Raw genomic sequence first — 20,062 nt, 5'->3', positions numbered from 1 at the left:
CATCACCCTTTCTCTATATTTCTAGGCTCAAACTTAATAATGGCAAGCGTGATGTTATCTTCTCCACCAAGATCATTTGCGATTGAAATCAACTGGTTACCGAGAATATCGATTGGTAGATTTTCATTTAATTTTTCATTAAAAAGTTCATTTGATATTTTATTCGATAAACCATCTGAACATAAAATGATTAAATCATCTTCTTCCCAAGTTAAAGTTTTAATATCAACATCAACTGTTTCCTCAGTACCAAGTGCTCGCGTTATAACATTTTTACGAGGATGAATTTCTGCATCCTCCATAGAAATTTGCCCAAATTTAACGAGTTCAGCGACAAAAGTATGATCTTCTGTTATTTGCTTAAACCCTTCATCATTTCTCAAATAACTTCTACTGTCACCTATATGTGCAATCGTAAAAAATAAAGGAGTACAAATAATCGCTTCAAGGGTTGTCCCCATACCCTTGCACTCTTCATTTTGCTCTGAATGAACTAATAAGTTTGTATTTAATTGCGCTACTATATTTTTTAGCCATGATTCGGCTTCTAATGCTGTTTCAAAATTACTAGTATTTTTCCACTCTGCTTCAAGGAAATTGATCGCCATCATACTTGCAACCTCACCCGCTAAATGGCCACCCATACCGTCAGCAACTACAGCTAATACGATTCCTGAATCGTTCGTAAATATACCTACGCTATCTTCATTATGCTCTCGAACTTTCCCCGTATCAGTTTGAAAAAAAGTTTGCATTGTTTCACCTCGTCTCCTCTTTACGCTCCTTTGCACGCAACTGTCCACAAGCTGCATCTATATCATGACCTTGTTCACGACGAATTGTAACATTAACTCCATTATTTTTAAGTACTTTTTCAAATGCAAAAATTTGTTCCTTAGGTGTTCTTACGTAATCTCTTTCAGGTACATAGTTAACTGGAATTAAATTAACATGACATTTAACTCCTTTAAGTAACTTAGAAAGTTCTTCTGCATGCTCAACTTGGTCATTTTCACCACCGAATAAACCATATTCAAACGTTACACGTCTACCTGTTTTTTCAACATAGTAACGAACAGCGTCCATTAAATCCGGTAATTTGTATGCACGATTAATTGGCATTAATTTAGAACGTAACTCACTGTTAGGAGCATGTAATGAAATCGCGAAATTAATTTGAAGTCCTTCATCAGCAAAGTTATAGATTTTTGGAATGATTCCACTTGTTGATACTGTAATATGTCTTGCACCAATGTTAAGACCTTTATCAGAATTAACAATTCTTAAGAAATCCATTAAACCATTATAGTTATCAAATGGTTCGCCTATCCCCATAACTACGATTGAGCTAACTCTTTCTTCAACTTCATCAATAGCACGTTGTACTTCTAGTACTTGTGCAACGATTTCACCTGCTTCAAGATTTCGTTTTAAACCGCCAAGAGTCGATGCACAAAAAGTACATCCAATTCGACAACCTACTTGTGTCGTTACACATACAGAATTGCCATAATTATGTCTCATTAAAACAGTTTCAATCGAATATCCATCATGTAATTCAAATAAAAATTTCATAGTACCGTCTGAAGAGGTTTGTTTAACTAATGTTTTTAATGTCGTTATTGTAAAATTCTCTTCAAGTAACATACGTAGCTCTTTTGGAATATTTTGCATTTCTTCAAAGCTTTCAACTCGTTGAACGTATAGCCAATTATAAATTTGCTTTGCACGGAAAACCTGCTGCTTTTGCGCCTTTAACCAATCCTCTATGTCACTCACTTTTAACGAGTAAATTGAGGGTTTATGAGTTTTTTCTATTTTGACTGAATTTGTAGTATTTTCTAATTTCAACGTTACACCTTCTTCCTTAATCTTGCAATAAAAAATCCATCCGTTCCAAAATAATGTGGTAGTAGCTGTACATACCCTTTTTGGACCGATTTATTTTCATTTAATTTTTCCGGAACATGATCAATTAATGAATGATCTAATTCATAATCATGATGCTCATCTAAAAAAGCTTCGACTACATCAATATTTTCTTCATGTCCAACAGTACAAGTGCTATATACTAGAGTTCCACCTGGCTTAACTAACTTTGAAGCTTCGTCTAAAATAGACTTCTGAACTCTTTGTAAATTTGTTACATCAGTAGCATTCTTTTTTAATAAAATATCTGGTTTACGACGAATTACCCCTAAACCAGAACATGGAGCATCTACTAATACTTTATCAAATAATCTTCCTTCAAACTCTTCAGGTGCTTTTCTTGCATCTAGAGCTTTCGTTTCTATATTATCTAACCCTAAACGATTAGCTTGTTCTTTTATTAACTTTACTTTATGCTTGTGTAAATCTAATGAAGTGACTGATCCAGTACCGCCTAACAACTCAGCAATATGTGTTGATTTCCCTCCAGGTGCTGCACATGTGTCTAATATATCATTACCTTTTTCAACGCCAAGTGCTTGTGCAACTAACATCGAGCTTTCATCTTGAATTGAAAGGAAACCTTCTTTAAATGCATTCGTATGAGCAACATTTCCTTTTTGGATTTCTATTGCAAATGGAGACAGTTTTCCTTCCTTAACCTGTACCCCTTCATCTTCAAGCATTTTTAGCACTTCTTCTCTTGTTGCTTTCATTGTATTGACTCTTGCAGTTTGAAACGGTGGAATTATGTTCTCTTCACAAATTTTTCTAGTTTCTTCTTCTCCGAATTCTTTTACCCATTGTTCAATTAACCATTTTGGATGATTTGTTTCAATTGAAAGCTTTTCGATTGGGTCCTTTATTTCATCGATTGATCGTAAACCATTTCTTTGAATATTTCTTAAGACCCCATTTACTAAAGAAGCAATTCCTTTATGTCCGCGCTTTTTAGCAATATTAACAGCCTCATTTAAAACTGCGTGAGGTGGTATTCGATCTAAAAAATGCAATTGATATAATGAAAGTTTTATTAATATATAAACCCATTCTTCTAATTTCTTCTGATTTTTAATGAATGGTTCTAAATAAAAATCTAATAATTGATCTCTTTGAATCGTTCCATAGATTATTTCTGTTAATAGTCCCGAATCAGCCGAAGATAAATCATTCTTTTGAATATAGTTATTTACTAACAAATTACTATACGATTGATTTTTATAAACTGAAAGAAGAGCCTCTAAGGCAATCTCTCGTACATTTTTACCCATGTTATTCTCCTAACTTCATTCCACGTTCAATAAAAGAACCTGCACCATTAATATATTGCTTTGCTTCCATACGCTTTTTACCAGCAGGCTGTAAATCAGTAATTTTGATAGCAGTATGATTACCTGTTGCTACTAATATGCCATCGTTTAAAACATCAATTATTTCACCTGGTGTAGAATTTTGATTCGTATTTACTTTTTCACCCCACCAAACTTTTAAAACTTCTCCGTTTAATGTAGTATAAGCTACTGGCCAAGGGTGTAAACCTCTTACGTGATTATAAATCTCTTCACCAGTTTTTGACCAATTTATTTGTTCTTCCTCACGCTTAATATTTTTTGCAAAGCTAACTTTACTTTCATCTTGCTTCACAGCAGTAATTTCACCTTTTAATAATGGTGGAATTGTTTCTGAAAGTAAATTCGCACCAGCAATACTTAGTTTATCGTGAAGCGTTCCAACGTGATCTTTTTCTTCAATCGGAACAACGACTTTGGCTAACATATCACCTGCATCTAACTTTTCAACCATATACATAATTGTTACACCAGTTTCACTCTTGCCTTGAATGATCGAATAGTGAATTGGAGCCCCACCTCGTAATTCTGGTAACAATGAAGCATGTACATTTATACAACCAAATTTAGGAGCTTCAAGAATATCTGTAGGAAGAATTTGTCCAAAAGCTGCAGTTACGATTAAATCTGGCTTCAATGCCAATACTTTTTCTGTTTCTTCTGGAAGTCTAATTTTTTCAGGTTGTAAAACTGGGATATTATGTTTTAAAGCTTCTACTTTTACTGGAGGTGGAGTTAGCACTCTTTTTCGACCAACAGGGCGATCTGGCTGAGTTACTACACCTACTACATCATATCCTTCATCGATTAATCTTCTTAAAACAGGAACAGAAAAATCTGGCGTCCCCATAAAAACAATCTTTGTCATTTTTTTGCCTACCCTTCTAATTCACTTTCTTCATAGTATTTCGAGACTTTAGAAGTGAATAAAACTCCATTTAAATGATCAATTTCATGTAAAAGTGCACGAGCTAAAAATCCACGAGCTTCTATAATAAAGTATTTTCCACGTTTATTTTGTGCTTTGATTTTTGCATAGCTAGGTCTTGTTACATCACCATATAGGTTAGGGAAACTTAAACAACCTTCAACATCAGTTTGTTCGCCTTTTGTTTCCATTACGATTGGATTAATTAAATCAATTCTTCCATTCTCATCTTCAACATCAACAACAGCTACTTGTTGCAGAATTCCAACTTGTGGAGCTGCTAAACCAACACCATCTGCTGCCAGCATTGTCTCATACATATTATTTAAAAGTTTTACTAAATTTTTATCAAATGTCGTCACTTTTTCACAAGGTGTTTCAAGTACTTCATTTGGATATTCTACTATTTTTAATAAAGCCAATTTCACAACTCCTATCTTGATTGTACGTTAAATTTAATTTCTAAAAACGACCTTCTTCTTATGTTTGTCGGGGGCCGGCTCCTAGCCCCTCGAGGTGTCGGGGCTGAGCAAACGCCTTCCGCTTTTCGAATTGTCTAGTTCCGGCTCCTAGCCCCTCGAGGTGTCGGGGCTGACCAGTCGCCTCCACTTTTCGTTACATAAACATAGTAGGTTGAAAGTCGATTGTTAATTGTAGTTTGCCTTTGTCCGTTTCGTCTTGGTAGTATTGTTGGATTCGGTTTAGTACGTCATAGAGTGCAGGTTCAGATTTGTATTTTATCACACATTGATAACGAAAATGGTCTTTTATTTTTGCGATTGGTGATGCCACTGGTCCGAGTACAATTGATCCTTCTGATAAGTATTCTCTTAAATAGCCTGCAATTTGTTCACTTACTTTTACTGTTTTTATCAAATCATTATGTGCTATTGAAATTAAAACTAAATAATAAAAAGGTGGGTATCGAAATGAACGTCTTATTTTCATTTCTTCTTCATAAAACGCAACATAGTCCTGTGATTTAGCTAATTCAATACTATAATGCTCTGGTGAATATGTTTGTATAACTACTTCACCTGGTTTTTCATGACGCCCAGCTCTTCCACTTACTTGTGTCAATAAGCTAAATGTTCGCTCACTTGCTCTGAAATCAGGTAAATGAAGTGAACTATCTGCTGCTAAAACACCAACCAATGTAACATTTGGAAAATCAAGTCCTTTTGCAATCATCTGTGTACCTAGTAATATATCAGCCTCACCGTTACCAAATTGCTTAAGCATTTTTTCGTGGGCACCTTTACGACTAGTCGTATCATTATCCATTCTAATAACTCGTGCTTCTGGGTACGTTTTTGTAATAGCTTCCTCTACCTTTTGCGTCCCAGTTCCAAAAAATCGAATATGTTCACTTTGGCAAGAAGGGCATTGTTTTGGCATATAGGTTTCATATCCGCAATAATGACATTTTAGATGATGGTTATGTTTATGATAAGTTAAGGAAACCTCGCAATGGGGGCACTGAATTGTGTAACCACAATCCCTACACATTACAAAAGAAGAATAGCCTCGACGGTTTAAAAATAAGATGATTTGTTCCTTCTTCTCTAATCGATCCAATATTTTTTCATGTAAAGCTGTAGAAAACATCGTACGATTTCCGATTCTTAACTGCTCTCTCATATCGACTATTTCCACTTCAGGTAATGGGCCTTGATTAACCCTTTTAGACATTGTATTTAGTTCATAAACACCTTTACCAGCTCTAGCAAATGATTCTAAAGTAGGAGTCGCACTTCCTAAAACGATCGGACAATGATGATATTCTCCTCTCCAAATTGCAATATCTCTTGCATGATATCTTGGATGTTCATCTTGTTTATAAGTAGTCTCATGTTCTTCATCAATGATGATCATGCCAATATTTTCAAATGGTGCAAATATTGCTGAGCGGGCACCCACTACTACCTTAACTTCTTTTCTCTGAATCTTTCTCCATTCATCATATTTCTCACCAATAGATAGACCGCTATGTAGAACTGCAACATCATTTCCAAATCTACTTTTAAAACGACCTACTATCTGTGGGGTAAGTGAAATTTCTGGTACTAATACGATTGCTTCTTTCCCAACAGACAGAACCTCTTGAATGGTTTGCAAATAAACTTCTGTCTTTCCACTACCTGTTACTCCATGCAAAAGATGGATCTTATTCTTTCTTTCATGAAATGAAGAAACGATTTGCTCAAATGCAATCTGTTGTTCTTCTATTAATGGTAAAGGCTTGGAACGTTCAATTTCCTTACCTTCATAAGGATCACGATAAACTTCAACTGTATTAATTGAAATTACCTCGTTTTTCTCCAATGTCTTTATAGGTGAATCAGTGATTCCAAGACATTCTTTTAACTCCTTCACACTTGTTTTACCATTCATACGTAAGTATTCAATAATGTCTTTTTGTTGTGGAGATTTGATGATCGGTAATTCTTCGTCTAAAACCTTTAATAGAGAAACTACACGTTCTGTTTTTTTATTTGCTTTATTTTTCACTTCATATTCAATTTCAAGCAATCCTTCTTTAATTGCTCGTTGAACTAATGAAATCTTACTAACTAGACTTTCTATTTCAGTCCATTCTCTTCTTTTTACGATCGAAAATAGATTTGCTAATTCAGGAACTAATTGTTCTAAAGCTTCTTCAGATGTTACTTGAACATGTTTTTTATATACAGCTTTAATAGCAGTCGGAAGCATTGCTTGATATGCAGAAATGAAAAAACAAAGTGTTTTTTGAGATAGATATGAACCTAAAAGAAGAAGTTCTTCTGTTAACACTGGCATGACATCAAGAACTTCTTCAATTTCTTTAACCTTCTCTAAATTAGTTGTTTCTTTTATAGACAATACGAATCCTTGAACTTTCCTTGGCCCAAATGGAACAATTACTCGCATTCCAGGTTGTATTGCATCCTGCCATCTAGTTGGTACTTTATAATCAAAAGGACGGTCTGTTTGTCTGACTGATACATCAACTAAAACTGATGCGTATGTCATCTTTCTACCTCATTTAATAAGTGATGAACTTCAAGTAGTATTTCTTCTGCTACTTCTTTTTTACTCATTTTAGGAAGTGGCTTAACTTCACCATTACGCTTAAAAATGGTTACAATATTCGTATCAGATCCAAAACCAGCCCCTGCTTTTGTTACATCATTAGCAACAATCATATCCGCATTTTTCTTTAAAAGTTTACTTTTTGCATACTCATCTACTTGATCAGTTTCTGCAGCAAACCCTACTAAAATTTGATGTGTTTTATGTTGACCTAATGTTAGTAGAATATCTTTCGTACGTTTAAATGCAATTGAAAGATCACCATCAGCTTTTTTCACTTTTTGATCATAAATAATTGAAGGTGTGTAATCAGCAACAGCTGCTGTTTTTATTACAACATCCGCTTCATTATAATAAGACCAAATCGCTTCAAACATTTCCTCAGCAGACTCGGTTTGGATAAATTTACACCCTTCAGGTGGAGTTAAATTAGTTGGTCCAGAAACGAGAATTACTTCTGCTCCTAAAGAAACTGCAACTTCTGCGATACTATAACCCATCTTGCCCGTTGAATGATTTGAAACAAAGCGAACCGGATCAATTTTTTCAACTGTTGGGCCAGCAGAAATAATAATTTTTTTACCTTTTAATAAACCAACTTCTTTTTGGAAATGTTCATTCACGAATTGAACGATTTCTTCCGGCTCTGCTAATCTACCTTTTCCAACATAGCCACATGCTAAATATCCTTCATTTGGCTCAATAAATCGGTGACCAATCTCTTTCAATATGTTCATATTCTTTTGAACAATTGGATGGTTATACATATTAACATTCATAGCTGGTGCGATCCAAACTGGTTTTGTTGCAGCCAGTAATGTTGCCTGAATCATTTCATCTCCAAGACCATTTGCTAATTTTCCAATTGTATTAGCAGTTGCTGGAGCAACAATGATTAAATCAGGCCAATCACCTAAATCGATATGTGCAATTTTTGAACTATCTTTTTCATCAAAAGTATCTATATAAACATCATTTCTTGATAAAGCTTGAAACGTTAAAGGTGTCACAAATTTAGTTGCGGAAAGGCTCATCATTACTTTAACGTCATATCCTGCTTGTACTAGTTTACTTGTAAGTGCTGCTGCTTTGTAGACTGCAATTCCACCTGTAACACATAGGAGAATCTTTTTTTGTTCCACTCACCTTCACCCTTTCAAATTTTATTCTTTCTATGTAATATGTCAAAAAATAGGTCTTTTGGATGTTCTATGTCTAAGATACCACAAATATGTTAGAAATAAATGTTATAGGCTTTTCTCAAGAAAACTCGCCAATGAGCCAAATCGTCTATGTCAGAAGCCTAGTTGCACTTATCCTTTTTTTCTAAAATCAGCGCTTTTCGTCGATTAAACTTCTAGCTGCCATTTTATCACAAAAATAAGACTGCCCCCATTTCTAATCCCCACGAAACTTTTAGGAGAGGTGTTAAACACCACGTTGTCCTTTTTAGTCATATGGATAATTAGCAAATGTTTTGGGACAGCCTCATCACACAGTTAAATATTAATCTTCTTTAACTTCTTCAAGTTTTCTATAAGATAATAAGCCAGCATTAATTTCTTCTAATGCTTTTCCGACAAATTTATCAGACACTGGTTTTTCAACACGAGTATCTTTACTTACTTGCATTTCGCGAGCACGCTTTGAAGCAACTGTTACTAGCGTATATTTTGAATCTAATTTTGTTAATAAACGGTCAATCGAAGGATATAACATAGTTTATTCGGCCTCCATCATTCTTTTATAATAATTTGCAACTCGTTCACGTTTTAAATGTTCACTTAAAATAATTGCTTTAATACGGTCACAAGCTAATTCAACTTGATCATTTTCAACGACATAATCGTATGCATCCATCATTTCAATCTCTTCTTTTGCTGCATTCATACGATTCATAATCACATCTTCAGTTTCTGTACCTCTTGTTACGATTCTATTTTGTAATTCTCTCATACTTGGAGGGGCTAAGAAAATAAAAATTCCTTCAGGAAAAGCTTTTTTTACTTGTAAGGCACCTTGAACTTCAATTTCTAGGAAAATGTCTTTTCCTTCGCTTAATGTTTTTTCAACATAATCAATTGGCGTTCCATAGTAATTACCTACAAACTCTGCCCACTCAAGAAACTTATCTTCATTTATTTTCTGTTTGAAATCTTCTTTTGATGTAAAGAAATAATCTACTCCATGCACTTCACCTTCACGAGGATTTCTTGTCGTCATCGAAATACTATATTGCAGATCTAAATCCTTATTATCAAAAATAGCTTTACGCACCGTACCCTTACCTACTCCTGATGGACCAGAAAGTACGATTAATAAGCCTCTTTCATGCCTCATTTATGACCCTACCCTTCTAATTCTAGACAGTTTAATTTATTAAAGGTCAATCTATTGTTACTTCTTGTGCGTCAGAGTCAATTAATAAAAAATTAATTAGTCTTCTACTTCACATTGTTACCGGACCTTTGCAACTATAAACAAATCTTTTACATTATTCAATATTTTGAACTTGCTCTCTAATTTTTTCAAGATTATTTTTAATTTCAACAACTTGTTTAGAAATATCTAATGAGTTTGCTTTAGAACCAATCGTATTCACTTCTCGATTCATTTCTTGTACGATGAAATCTAGTTTTCGCCCAATTGATTCCTTTATTTGTAAAGTTTCATTAAACAATTCTAAATGACTAGTTAGTCGAACTAATTCTTCAGATATGTCACATCGATCTGCAAAGAGCATAATTTCTGTTAATAATCTTTGCTCATCAACCGCTGTTAATTCAACTTCAGCTAATTTAGATTGAAGCTTTTCACGATATGATTTCAAAACAAGAGGAGAATGCTCTGTAATCTGTTTTTTACATTCTTCAATTGCTGTTAATCTTTCTATTAAATCTTTTTTAAGTTGTCCACCTTCTTTGCACTTAACATCAAAAAATTGCTGACATGCATTTTCAGTAGTCGTTAATAATAATTCATCAAAATTATCATTGATTTGTTCTACTTCACTTACTGTAGTAACTTCAGGTAGCTTTAATAAATCGATTGGATTATAAGAAGATTTATTTTGCTCTTCACCTGATAGATTTTCAATCGCTTTTTTATATTGTTGAATTAAGCCTTCATCTATTTGTAATGTACGTTGTAATAAGCCCTCAATTGTAACAAAAACCTCAACTCGACCTCGACTAGTATACTCAGCTACAATTTTCTTAATTGCATCTTCATATGCTAATAATTGCCTCGGCATTCGAACGATTGTCTCTAAGTATCGATGATTCACTGCTTTCATTTCAATATGTATTTTGTACTGTTCATTTGACAAAATGGCTTTACCATACCCTGTCATACTTACGACCATTGTTCCACTTCCAATACACTAATTTTCTCTCTAATTTATTTCCCAAATTTCATTCAATATGTAAAAGAGAAAAGGTAATAGAGCATACCTCTACTACCTTAAGGAATTATAACATATTTTAAATTCGTTATCCATTTTGTTCGCAAATTATTTTTTCTTTGTAAATAATGCTCCTGCAAGCATAAATGTTGGAATTGATGAAAGACCTCCAATTAAGAACCAATCTCTAGGTACGATCGGAATCGTTTTGAAAATAGGTTGTAATGGTGGGTAGTAAATAACAACTAGCATTAATAACATTGAAACGATAACAGCACCAATTAAATATAAATTTCCAAATACATTTCGATGGAAAATGGATCGTTCACTTCTACAATCAAATACATGAATTAATTGAGCTAAAACTAATGTGGAGAATGCTACCGTTTGTGCGTATTCAAGTTGATTCGGATGTTGATTATAGGAAATAATGAATGCTAATAGTGTGACAAATCCAATTAAAAATCCTCTTGAAATAATTTTCCATCCTAAACCTCTTGCAAAAATCCCTTCTGATAATGAACGAGGACTTCTTTTCATTACATCATCTTCAGCTGAATCAACACCTAATGCCATTGCAGGTAAGCCATCAGTCACTAGATTTACCCATAGAATTTGTACTGGAACAAGTGGTAAAGGTAGAGCTAATAACATCGCAAACAACATAACTAAAATTTCACCTACATTTGAAGCTAATAAATAACGGATAAATTTACGAATATTACTATAAATATTGCGTCCTTCTTTAATTGCTGATTTGATCGTAGCAAAATTATCATCCAGTAAAACTAATGATGAAGCTTCCTTTGCTACATCTGTACCCGTAATCCCCATTGAAATTCCAATATCCGATGCTTTAATTGCTGGTGCATCATTTACGCCATCACCAGTCATTGCTACAATATGTCCATTCGCTTGAAGTGCTTTAACAATTTTTAATTTATGTTCAGGTGAAACTCGGGCAAATACAGCAGCATCTTCAACAAATTCCTGAATCTGCTCTACAGAAAGTGCATCTAATTCTTTTCCTTCTACTACTCTACCGTTATCTCTTAAGATTCCTAGTTTTCTAGCAATACTAGAAGCAGTTAACTTATGATCCCCAGTAATCATAATCGTCCTAATACCAGCTTCTTTACATTCTTGAACAGCTTGTGCAACTTCTGCTCTTGGTGGGTCAATCATCCCTTGTAAACCAATAAAAGTTAAATTGCTTTCGAGATCCCTTTCATCTAAGAAAGAATTTGGATTTAATGGTTTAAAAGCAATCGCAATTGTACGAAGTGCATTATTTGCATAAGTTTCGATTGTACTTTCTACTGCATTTTGTCTAAACGTGTTTAATTGTTCTTCTCTTTCATGCCATAAAATTGAATTACATTTTGAAAGTAATACGTCTGGTGCACCCTTTGTAATCACAAATTGTTCACCTGAACGATTTTTTACTACAACCGACATCATTTTCCGTGTACTATCAAAAGGAAGCTCATGAATTCTAGTAAAATTCGAATTTACGTATTCTCGGTTGATCCCAGCTTTATAACCTGCAACAACAATCGCACCTTCAGTAGGGTCACCATCTAGTACGATTTCTTTTTTCTTTTGAATTAATTGTGCATCACTACATATAGATCCGAATACAAGCGTTTGAAATAATTGTTTATTTAATGTTGGATTAATCGTTCTCTCTTTATTCGTAAATTCTCCATCGACTGCATATCCATTTCCAGATACTTCAAAACTAGACCCGCCCGACCAGATATTTGTAACAGTCATTTTATTTTCTGTCATAGTCCCAGTTTTATCTGAACAAATGACTGAAGCACAACCTAATGTTTCAACCGCTTGGAGCTTTCGAACGATTGCTTTCTTTTTAATCATACGTTGTACACCAAGTGATAAAGCAACCGTTACAATTGCTGGCAAGCCTTCAGGAATCGCAGCAACTGCAAGTGACACACCCGCTAAAAACATATGATATAATTCATTTCCTTGATAAACACCGATAAATACAACTAAAGCTGTTAAAAATAATGCGAGAACTATTAATATTTTACCTAATTGTTCTAATCGTCTTTGTAAAGGTGTAACAATGGTTTCTGTATTTTGAAGTAAATTCGCAATTTGCCCCATTGCTGTTTTCATTCCTGTGGAAACAACAACACCTTTACCATTTCCACGCGTAACGAGTGTTCCCATAAAGCCCATATTATCTTGATCACCAATACCAATATCATCGGCCTGAATTGATTCAAATCTTTTTTGAACTGGAAGAGATTCACCTGTTAGCGCTGATTCTTCTATGTATAAACTTGATGCTTCGATTATGCGAATATCAGCACCAATCCGATCGCCACTTGAAAACTTAATAATATCCCCAACAACTAAATCTCTTGAAGGGAGCTTAACAAACTGCCCATCACGCAAAACATTTACTTGTGGAGCAGCCAATTCTTTCAAAGCTTCTAATGATTTCTCTGCCTTAGCTTCTTGAAAATATCCTAAAATCCCGTTAATTAATACAATTGCCATAATCGCAACTGCATCTACTACTTCCTTTAAAAAGATTGATATAATCGTTGCGCCTAATAGAACAAATACCATAAAATCATTAAACTGATTTAAAAATAAAACGAGTTTGGAAGTTTTCTCTGATTCCTTTAATTCATTTGCCCCAAAAGTTGCTCGCCTTTGCTTTACCTCCTCATCAGTTAAACCGGAGGAAACATTTGTATTCGTTACTTGCACGACTTCTTCCGCTCTCATCCGATAAAAATTCATACCCGCGTTCACCCCTAATTAAACATTAGGTAAGTTGTCCCCCTTACCTCTCATAAAAGCATATTCAGACTCGTCCAAATAAATGATATAATGATGAAAATAAATCTAGCTTTTACTAACTAGAACTGTGACAAGACCAATCAAGATATTGTATGATTGAATTCCATGAGAAATTTCTTGATTGTTTATTTAATGGATATGAGCCAGTTTTAGAATTATGTTGATTTGAGAAATATATTGAATGTTATTAGAAGTTAATTGGAACTTTAGAATAGAAATTAGAGGGAAAACATACATAAACTAATTTACAATTTTAAATAGTAATTAGAGAAGTTGATTGGAACGAAAGGTGCTCGACTCCTATAGGAAATGCGGGAAAGCTAAGACCCCACATGAGCGTACGCGACGAGAAGGCTTAAGACTTCCACCCCATGGAAAGCGAGCACCTGTAGTGGAAATCAACGTTCTTCTTTAATAGATATTAAGTCATAATTTAATATAAATTTTAAAAATAAAATAGTGTTTTAAAGAGTAGGACGTGATACATATGTCTTTTGACGGACTTTTTACAGGAGCAATGACAAACGAAGTAGCTTCTAAACTAACAACTGGAAGAATATCAAAAATTGTACAACCAAGTAACTACGAAGTACTACTTACAGTGAGAGCAAATGGTGCCAATTACAAACTATTATTAAGTGCTCACCCTAGTTACGCAAGATTCCATTTTACAAATCAAAACTACGATACCCCATCAGAACCATCAATGTTTACAATGCTTTTAAGAAAACATTTAAATGGTGGGTTCATTGAAAGCATTACACAATTAGAACACGAGCGAATCGTTAACATTAAAGTTCGTAGTAGAAATGAAATTGGTGATGAACAATACCGAACATTGATTATTGAACTAATGGGTAGACATAGTAATATCCTTTTAATTGATGAAGAAAGACAAGTAATAATAGATAGTATAAAGCATGTACCGATGGCTGTTAATCGTCATCGAATAGTACAACCCGGTGCTACTTACATTTCTCCTCCTAATCAAGAAAAACTTGATCCATTTCAAGTCATTTCCGAAGAGGAGTTTAATCAATTTATTACTCAAAGTGATCAATCACCATCCGAAGCAATTGTTCAACATTTCTCCGGAATCTCTCCATTACTCGCAAATGAAATTGTCTTTAATGGAAAAGAAGATGTGTATAGTTCATTTAAAACAATCATGAACGAAATACAATTAAAAAAGTATACTCCTTCACTTTTTCGCTTAGAATCGAGAGAAATGTTTTATTTCATAAATTTATCTCACTTACAAGCCCAACAAACTGTTTTCGACAGCTTAAGTGAGCTGTTAGATGTTTTTTACTTTGGTAAAGCTGAACGTGACCGTGTAAAACAACAAAGCGGAGATTTAGAAAAACTGTTACAAAATGAACTGACAAAAAATAAGAAAAAAATTAAAAAGTTACACAAAAGTCTTGAAGATACTGATAAAGCAGATAAAATTCAGTTACAAGGCGAATTGCTTACAGCAAATATGTTTGCACTACAAAAAGGTATGAAAGAAATTGAAGTAATTAATTACTATGACGAAAATGGTGCCACAGTGGTCATTCCTTTATCGCCATTAAAAACACCTTCTGAAAATGCACAAGCTTATTTCACCAAATATACTAAGCTTAAAAATTCAGTCGCACATATTGAAGAACAAATTAAATTAACGAAAGAAGAAAATGATTATTTAGAGACAGTCATTCAACAAATCGAGTCTGCTTCACCACGTGATTTAGAAGAAATTAGAGAAGAGCTTGTGGAGACGGGTTATATAAGAAAGAAAAAATCGAAAAAAGCTCAAAAGTCTAACAAACAAAAAGTTACATTAGATGAATATATCTCTACTACTGGTGAACTATTATTAGTCGGTAAAAATAATAAACAAAATGATTATTTAACAAATAAACTTGCGAGTAGAGACGAGCTTTGGTTTCATACAAAAGATATCCCTGGCTCCCATGTTGTCATTCGTGCTAAGGACCCTAGTGAAACAGCAATAAAAGAAGCAGCTATTATCGCTGCATATTTTAGTAAAGCACGTCAATCAAGCTCGGTCCCTGTTGATTACACGGAAATTCGCCATGTTAAAAAACCAAATGGTTCCAAACCAGGTTTTGTTATATACGAACAAAACAATACAGTTTATGTAACGCCTGATGAAGAACTTGTTTTAAAATTGAAGAAATAAAAAAATGGTGCCTATAAAGGGCACCATTTTTTCACGTTGTTGAAAAACTACCTTGTCAATTAAATTACCAAATTTTCGTAAGAGGAGTAGAGTGACGTTGATTTCCACTACAGGANNCGAGATTCTTTAGCCTCCTCGTCACGTTTGTGTTCTATTAAGCTTTTAATATAGTTCTTTTACTCTACTTTTTTTCTCAACCTAATGAGATAAACTATTTTACTTTTTCATTTTTACTACTTAGTAATGATCCTAAAAATAATACAAGTCCTATGCAAAAACCAAAAATTAAATTCGTGAAAATCTCATCTTCTCTTATATATTTAATGATTAAATAAGCTGCAAAAAATAGCATCGTTATGACGCCGAAATACTTTAGTACATCTCTTATTTTTACCAATTAAACACAACCTCCCCTATTAATTGAAAAAGTTTTCAAAAAGATTGCCTTTAACAACTATTCGAGAATAAACAATATTAGTCCTATATTAAACATAATAAAAAAGATAAGCTTAAATCTAGCTTATCTCTTATCTTTTATTTTGTAAGTAGTTTAATGCCTGCTTTGTCTTTTCAATATATTCTATGTCATTATTCGAACACATAAATTTGACATTTGTTTGACCAGTTTCATTTAATTGGCCATTTTCTCCAAGAAGCTGGATTAATCTTTTTACAGTACCATTACTTCCATCAACAATTTGAACATCTTCAGGTAAAATCTTTTGTAAGATGTTTTTATAAAATGGATAATGAGTACAACCTAAAACAATTGTTCCATATTGTTCAATATTAAATAATGAAAGTTTACTTTTAAAATAATCAATCATAAAATTTTCATCAAAATTTAATTCCTCACAATAATGTACAAGCTCTGGTAAAGGCAATGAATCGACAATACTTAGATCGTCCACTCTAGAAATAAGCTCATTATACTTTGTTTGCTTTAACGTAAGTGGAGTCGCAAAAACTAATACTCTCTTACCAGTTGTTCTGTTCATTTCAACAGCTGGTTTTACAGCCGGTTCCATACCGATAATCGGAAAATCATACATTTCTCTCAATTCATTTACTGCAATACTAGTCGCCGTATTACATGCAATTACAAGTGCTTTTACATCTTCTTTAATAATCATTTCAACAGACTTTTTTACAAATGCACTTACTTCTTCCTTCGACTTTGTACCATAAGGAACGTGAAGAGTATCAGCAAAATATAAAAAATCTTCATTTGGTAATTTTTTCAGTGCCTCATTTAAGACAGTTAACCCACCAATTCCTGAGTCAAAAAAAGCTATTCTCATTTCAATTCACCTAATAATTTTAATTTAATGAAGTCATTTGTGAAAGTGTCTACAAATTATAACATTACTCAACAGAGACAAACTTTTACAAATATATAATACTAAATTAACCTAATTATGGATGAATGTAAACTTTTCAGAAAATAGTTAACTCTGCGGTCGATTATTTATAATAATGAAAAGCTTCTCATTTCATAATTCCTACTTATAGAACAATTTAATTCACTTTGTGGCCTGTAGTCCTCACCTATTCCTAAAAAATGATTTTAATATTGTTGAATTAGAAACAATATTTTATATAATATTGTTAATGAACCAACGGGTGGGAGGATTGACCATGAACAAAGAAGAACAGCTTATAATGGGCTTCAGGGACGTATTTAACAAATTGGTTTGGCTTAATAAGTTTAAGATGGAAAAGGCTCTTAAAGGATATCAATCTTCTGAAGTACATTGTATCGAGTACATTGGAAAAAATGCAGATTCCAACGTGACCAAACTCGCTGATTCTTTATATATGACAAGAGGTGCCATTACTAAAATAACGAAGAAGCTTATAAATAAAGGACTAATTGAAAGCTATCAGAAACCAGATAATAAGAAAGAAGTTTATTTTAGGCTTACTGAGCAAGGAAAAGTAGTAGATAATATCCATGAAGAACTACATAAAAAGTTCCGAGAACGAGATCAAGCAGTATTTGATCAAATAACCGAAGAACAATTCGACAATATGCTTAACTTCGTGAACAATTATTGTAATCATTTAGATGCAGAAATAAAGAAACAAGGTGTCGATATAGATAGTAAACCTGAATAAATTTGAATAGTAAGATTCACTTGCAGCCCAACTCTATTAAAGGAGCGGCTGCTTTTTTATTTCGATATTATTGTTGACAAGGAAACAAAACCCTCGTACGATAAATATGTTTCCAAGGAAACAAAATCATCGTTTTAGAGAGGAGAATTTTATTGTTCAAATTTAGAGCACAAAAAGAACAGAAACTGGAACAAACCATAGATAAAAAGGCATTACTCTTCGGTCTTATGGCTGTCTTTCTTTGCGGAATAGGCTTTAGTATCATCACACCGGTCGTACCATACTTAGTACAGCCTTATATAAGCAATCCCAAAGATCAAGCCATAGTTGTTACGTTGTTGACTTCTGTTTATGCAATATGCGTGTTTATTGCAGCTCCCGGACTTGGAGCATTAAGCGACAGATATGGCCGCCGTCCAATACTTTTAGTATCCCTTTTAGGTTCGGCTATCGGCTACTTAGTTTTTGGCATAGGAGGAGCTCTATGGTTCCTTTTTGCTGGACGTATAATAGAAGGGATAACTGGTGGGAGCATAAGCACAATCTTCGCATATTTTGCAGACATCACTCCTATTGACCAACGAACCAAATACTTCGGATGGGTAAGTGCCGCTGCAGGTGTAGGCGCCGCCATTGGACCTACTCTAGGTGGTTTACTTGCCAAGTTTGGATATTCAGTACCCATGTATTTTGGAGCAATCATAACTTTACTAAATTTTGTATTTGGAATCTTATATATGCCAGAGAGCCTTGATATGAATACCAGACTGAAAAAGATTACCTTTGTAAGACTGAATCCATTCACCCAGCTAGTAAACATACTTTCCATAAAAAACTTAAAATGGCTACTCATCTCAGCGTTCCTACTTTGGATACCAAATGGATCATTACAGGCAGTTTTTTCACAATTTACAATCGATACGTTCAAATGGGAGCCTGCACTTATTGGGCTAATGTTCTCAATTATGGGCGTCCAGGACATCATTTCACAAGGTTTCATCATGCCAAAGCTGTTAAGTAAATTTAGTGATTCACAAATAGCAACTCTTGGTATGGTTTCAGAAATTATAGGCTACAGTCTTATTGCTTTATCGGCTTTGTTCTCATATTATCCTCTACTTATTATTGGCATGTTTATATTTGGATTTGGCGATTCAATCTTCGGGCCTTCATTTAATGGAATGGTTTCCAAGACTGTTGACCCTAGTGAACAAGGCAGAATTCAAGGAGGTAGCCAATCTATTCAGGCTTTAGCAAGAATAATTGGGCCGATTATAGGAGGTCAAATCTATGTATCACTTGGTCATGCCACACCCGCTTTTATGGGTATAATCCTTATATCAGTAGCAGCAACAGTATTGAATAAGGGTAGACTTATAAATAGATAAAGAGTGTACTTTTTAGAATACGGCGGTCTTAGGGGTACCGCCTTTTTACTATTTCTAATGATGTGGAATTGTAAAAATATCTTGACCAATCAAAAATATACTTCAATCCGACAAAATTTATTTTATAATGAAGTACATGGTTCATAGCTCAAAAACAAGGTGGTTAGTTAAATGAAAGAAGAATTACTTAAAATTTTTGATGAATCTGGTAATCATATAGGAGAAGCCTCCCGAAGTGAAGTACATAATAAGGGATTATGGCACGAAACATTTCATTGCTGGTTACTCAGTATAGAAGAAGAAAAAGCTTCAATCTATTTTCAAATCCGTAGTCATCTAAAAAAAGATTATCCGAATTTATTTGATATTACTGCTGCTGGTCATTTACTATCTACTGAAACAGTTCAAGATGGATTAAGAGAAGTAAAAGAAGAACTTGGAATAGAAGTAAAAATGAAAGATGTCATCCCTCTAGGCATCATTAAAAATTCGATTATTTTAGAAACGATTAATGATCATGAATTGAGTCATGTTTTTCTACTTAAAAGCAATAAACCTTTTACTGATTTCAACTTACAAAAAGAAGAAGTTTCAGGAATAGTGAAAGCTGATTTTAATCAATTTTATCAATTCGCATATGGATTAAGAGATACAGTAGAAGTTGATGGTTTTCAAATTACTGAAACAGATGAAAAAATTCCAATTCAAAAATCAGTAGATAAAAATCAGTTTGTATCCCACGAAAGTAATTATCTTTTAGATGTTGTTGAATTAATAAAGAATCACATACATAATGAACTTTAATTTTAAGAGCCCTTAATTTGGTCTTATCCCTGTCAAGTA

Annotated in this window: 17 protein-coding genes; 4 read left to right on the top strand and 13 right to left on the bottom strand. The window is 33.7% G+C overall.

The genetic code is table 11. The features are described from left to right. Positions 1-2: 2 nt before the first annotated feature. The 11 genes from ABEY15_RS00085 to ABEY15_RS00035 form a co-directional block, all read right to left on the bottom strand. Positions 3-755 (bottom strand): Stp1/IreP family PP2C-type Ser/Thr phosphatase, encoded by a 753-nt coding sequence (locus ABEY15_RS00085; protein ID WP_429887660.1) that lies wholly within the window; start codon positions 753-755, stop codon positions 3-5. A gap of 4 nt (positions 756-759) precedes the next feature. Beyond that, positions 760-1,851 carry a 23S rRNA (adenine(2503)-C(2))-methyltransferase RlmN gene (gene rlmN, locus ABEY15_RS00080; RefSeq protein ID WP_429887658.1) on the bottom strand — a complete coding sequence of 364 codons (1,092 nt, stop codon included), beginning with the start codon at positions 1,849-1,851 and terminating at the stop codon, positions 760-762. A gap of 2 nt (positions 1,852-1,853) precedes the next feature. After that, complete coding sequence (rsmB, locus tag ABEY15_RS00075) at positions 1,854-3,200, bottom strand: 16S rRNA (cytosine(967)-C(5))-methyltransferase RsmB (protein ID WP_429887656.1); 1,347 nt, start codon at positions 3,198-3,200, stop codon at positions 1,854-1,856. Between the two features lies 1 nt (position 3,201). Beyond that, the gene (fmt, locus tag ABEY15_RS00070) at positions 3,202-4,146 is read right to left on the bottom strand and encodes a methionyl-tRNA formyltransferase (protein WP_429887654.1); all 945 of its coding nucleotides are present in this window, start codon (positions 4,144-4,146) and stop codon (positions 3,202-3,204) included. A gap of 8 nt (positions 4,147-4,154) precedes the next feature. After that, positions 4,155-4,628 (bottom strand): peptide deformylase, encoded by a 474-nt coding sequence (gene def / locus ABEY15_RS00065; RefSeq protein ID WP_331219702.1) that lies wholly within the window; start codon positions 4,626-4,628, stop codon positions 4,155-4,157. A 193-nt stretch (positions 4,629-4,821) separates the two neighbouring features. After that, the gene (gene priA, locus ABEY15_RS00060) at positions 4,822-7,221 is read right to left on the bottom strand and encodes a primosomal protein N' (protein ID WP_429887652.1); all 2,400 of its coding nucleotides are present in this window, start codon (positions 7,219-7,221) and stop codon (positions 4,822-4,824) included. Next, a complete protein-coding gene (gene coaBC / locus ABEY15_RS00055; RefSeq protein ID WP_429887650.1) occupies positions 7,218-8,423 on the bottom strand; it encodes a bifunctional phosphopantothenoylcysteine decarboxylase/phosphopantothenate--cysteine ligase CoaBC in 1,206 nt (401 codons plus the stop codon). Before coaBC ends, priA begins: the two co-directional genes overlap by 4 nt. A gap of 364 nt (positions 8,424-8,787) precedes the next feature. Further along, the gene (gene rpoZ / locus ABEY15_RS00050; RefSeq protein ID WP_129689168.1) at positions 8,788-9,000 is read right to left on the bottom strand and encodes a DNA-directed RNA polymerase subunit omega; all 213 of its coding nucleotides are present in this window, start codon (positions 8,998-9,000) and stop codon (positions 8,788-8,790) included. 3 nt (positions 9,001-9,003) lie between these two features. Beyond that, positions 9,004-9,621 (bottom strand): guanylate kinase, encoded by a 618-nt coding sequence (gene gmk, locus ABEY15_RS00045; RefSeq protein WP_098861824.1) that lies wholly within the window; start codon positions 9,619-9,621, stop codon positions 9,004-9,006. A gap of 154 nt (positions 9,622-9,775) precedes the next feature. Further along, positions 9,776-10,645: a YicC/YloC family endoribonuclease gene (locus ABEY15_RS00040; protein WP_429887648.1), complete on the bottom strand. Its 870-nt coding sequence runs from the start codon at positions 10,643-10,645 to the stop codon at positions 9,776-9,778. A gap of 147 nt (positions 10,646-10,792) precedes the next feature. Next, complete coding sequence (locus tag ABEY15_RS00035) at positions 10,793-13,465, bottom strand: calcium-translocating P-type ATPase, SERCA-type (protein WP_429887646.1); 2,673 nt, start codon at positions 13,463-13,465, stop codon at positions 10,793-10,795. Positions 13,466-14,012: 547 nt separating this feature from the next. On the opposite strand from ABEY15_RS00035, the gene ABEY15_RS00030 reads away from it, so the two are divergent. Continuing rightward, positions 14,013-15,713: an Rqc2 family fibronectin-binding protein gene (locus ABEY15_RS00030; RefSeq protein WP_429887645.1), complete on the top strand. Its 1,701-nt coding sequence runs from the start codon at positions 14,013-14,015 to the stop codon at positions 15,711-15,713. Positions 15,714-15,924: 211 nt separating this feature from the next. Here the strand turns inward: ABEY15_RS00030 and ABEY15_RS00025 are convergent, their stop codons facing one another. Both ABEY15_RS00025 and murI read right to left on the bottom strand, forming a co-directional pair. Then, a complete protein-coding gene (locus tag ABEY15_RS00025) occupies positions 15,925-16,110 on the bottom strand; it encodes a hypothetical protein (protein WP_429887644.1) in 186 nt (61 codons plus the stop codon). Between the two features lie 130 nt (positions 16,111-16,240). Beyond that, positions 16,241-17,014 (bottom strand): glutamate racemase, encoded by a 774-nt coding sequence (gene murI / locus ABEY15_RS00020; RefSeq protein ID WP_429887642.1) that lies wholly within the window; start codon positions 17,012-17,014, stop codon positions 16,241-16,243. A gap of 337 nt (positions 17,015-17,351) precedes the next feature. On the opposite strand from murI, the gene ABEY15_RS00015 reads away from it, so the two are divergent. From ABEY15_RS00015 to ABEY15_RS00005, 3 genes are all read left to right on the top strand, one after another. Next, positions 17,352-17,831 (top strand): MarR family transcriptional regulator, encoded by a 480-nt coding sequence (locus tag ABEY15_RS00015; protein ID WP_429888209.1) that lies wholly within the window; start codon positions 17,352-17,354, stop codon positions 17,829-17,831. Between the two features lie 152 nt (positions 17,832-17,983). After that, positions 17,984-19,219, top strand: coding sequence for an MFS transporter (locus ABEY15_RS00010; protein WP_429887640.1), 1,236 nt, complete (start codon positions 17,984-17,986; stop codon positions 19,217-19,219). Between the two features lie 171 nt (positions 19,220-19,390). After that, positions 19,391-20,023, top strand: coding sequence for an NUDIX hydrolase (locus tag ABEY15_RS00005; protein ID WP_429887638.1), 633 nt, complete (start codon positions 19,391-19,393; stop codon positions 20,021-20,023). Positions 20,024-20,062: the final 39 nt, after the last annotated feature.

The organism is Gottfriedia acidiceleris (genome assembly GCF_050457485.1).
Lineage (GTDB): Bacteria > Bacillota > Bacilli > Bacillales > Bacillaceae_G > Gottfriedia > Gottfriedia acidiceleris_D.
The sequence above is the reverse complement of the archived record's forward strand: the minus strand, read 5'-3'. Positions and strand labels throughout refer to the sequence as shown.

Excerpts from the sequence above, each read along its gene's own strand:
- ABEY15_RS00085 (WP_429887660.1), bottom strand. The coding sequence starts at position 755 with ATGCAAACTTTTTTTCAAACTGATACGGGGAAAGTTCGAGAGCATAAT.
- rsmB (WP_429887656.1), bottom strand. The coding sequence starts at position 3,200 with ATGGGTAAAAATGTACGAGAGATTGCCTTAGAGGCTCTTCTTTCAGTT.
- fmt (WP_429887654.1), bottom strand. The coding sequence starts at position 4,146 with ATGACAAAGATTGTTTTTATGGGGACGCCAGATTTTTCTGTTCCTGTT.
- priA (WP_429887652.1), bottom strand. The coding sequence starts at position 7,221 with ATGACATACGCATCAGTTTTAGTTGATGTATCAGTCAGACAAACAGAC.
- rpoZ (WP_129689168.1), bottom strand. The coding sequence starts at position 9,000 with ATGTTATATCCTTCGATTGACCGTTTATTAACAAAATTAGATTCAAAA.
- gmk (WP_098861824.1), bottom strand. The coding sequence starts at position 9,621 with ATGAGGCATGAAAGAGGCTTATTAATCGTACTTTCTGGTCCATCAGGA.
- ABEY15_RS00040 (WP_429887648.1), bottom strand. The coding sequence starts at position 10,645 with ATGGTCGTAAGTATGACAGGGTATGGTAAAGCCATTTTGTCAAATGAA.
- ABEY15_RS00035 (WP_429887646.1), bottom strand. The coding sequence starts at position 13,465 with ATGAATTTTTATCGGATGAGAGCGGAAGAAGTCGTGCAAGTAACGAAT.
- ABEY15_RS00030 (WP_429887645.1), top strand. The coding sequence starts at position 14,013 with ATGTCTTTTGACGGACTTTTTACAGGAGCAATGACAAACGAAGTAGCT.
- murI (WP_429887642.1), bottom strand. The coding sequence starts at position 17,014 with ATGAGAATAGCTTTTTTTGACTCAGGAATTGGTGGGTTAACTGTCTTA.
- ABEY15_RS00015 (WP_429888209.1), top strand. The coding sequence starts at position 17,352 with ATGAACAAAGAAGAACAGCTTATAATGGGCTTCAGGGACGTATTTAAC.
- ABEY15_RS00005 (WP_429887638.1), top strand. The coding sequence starts at position 19,391 with ATGAAAGAAGAATTACTTAAAATTTTTGATGAATCTGGTAATCATATA.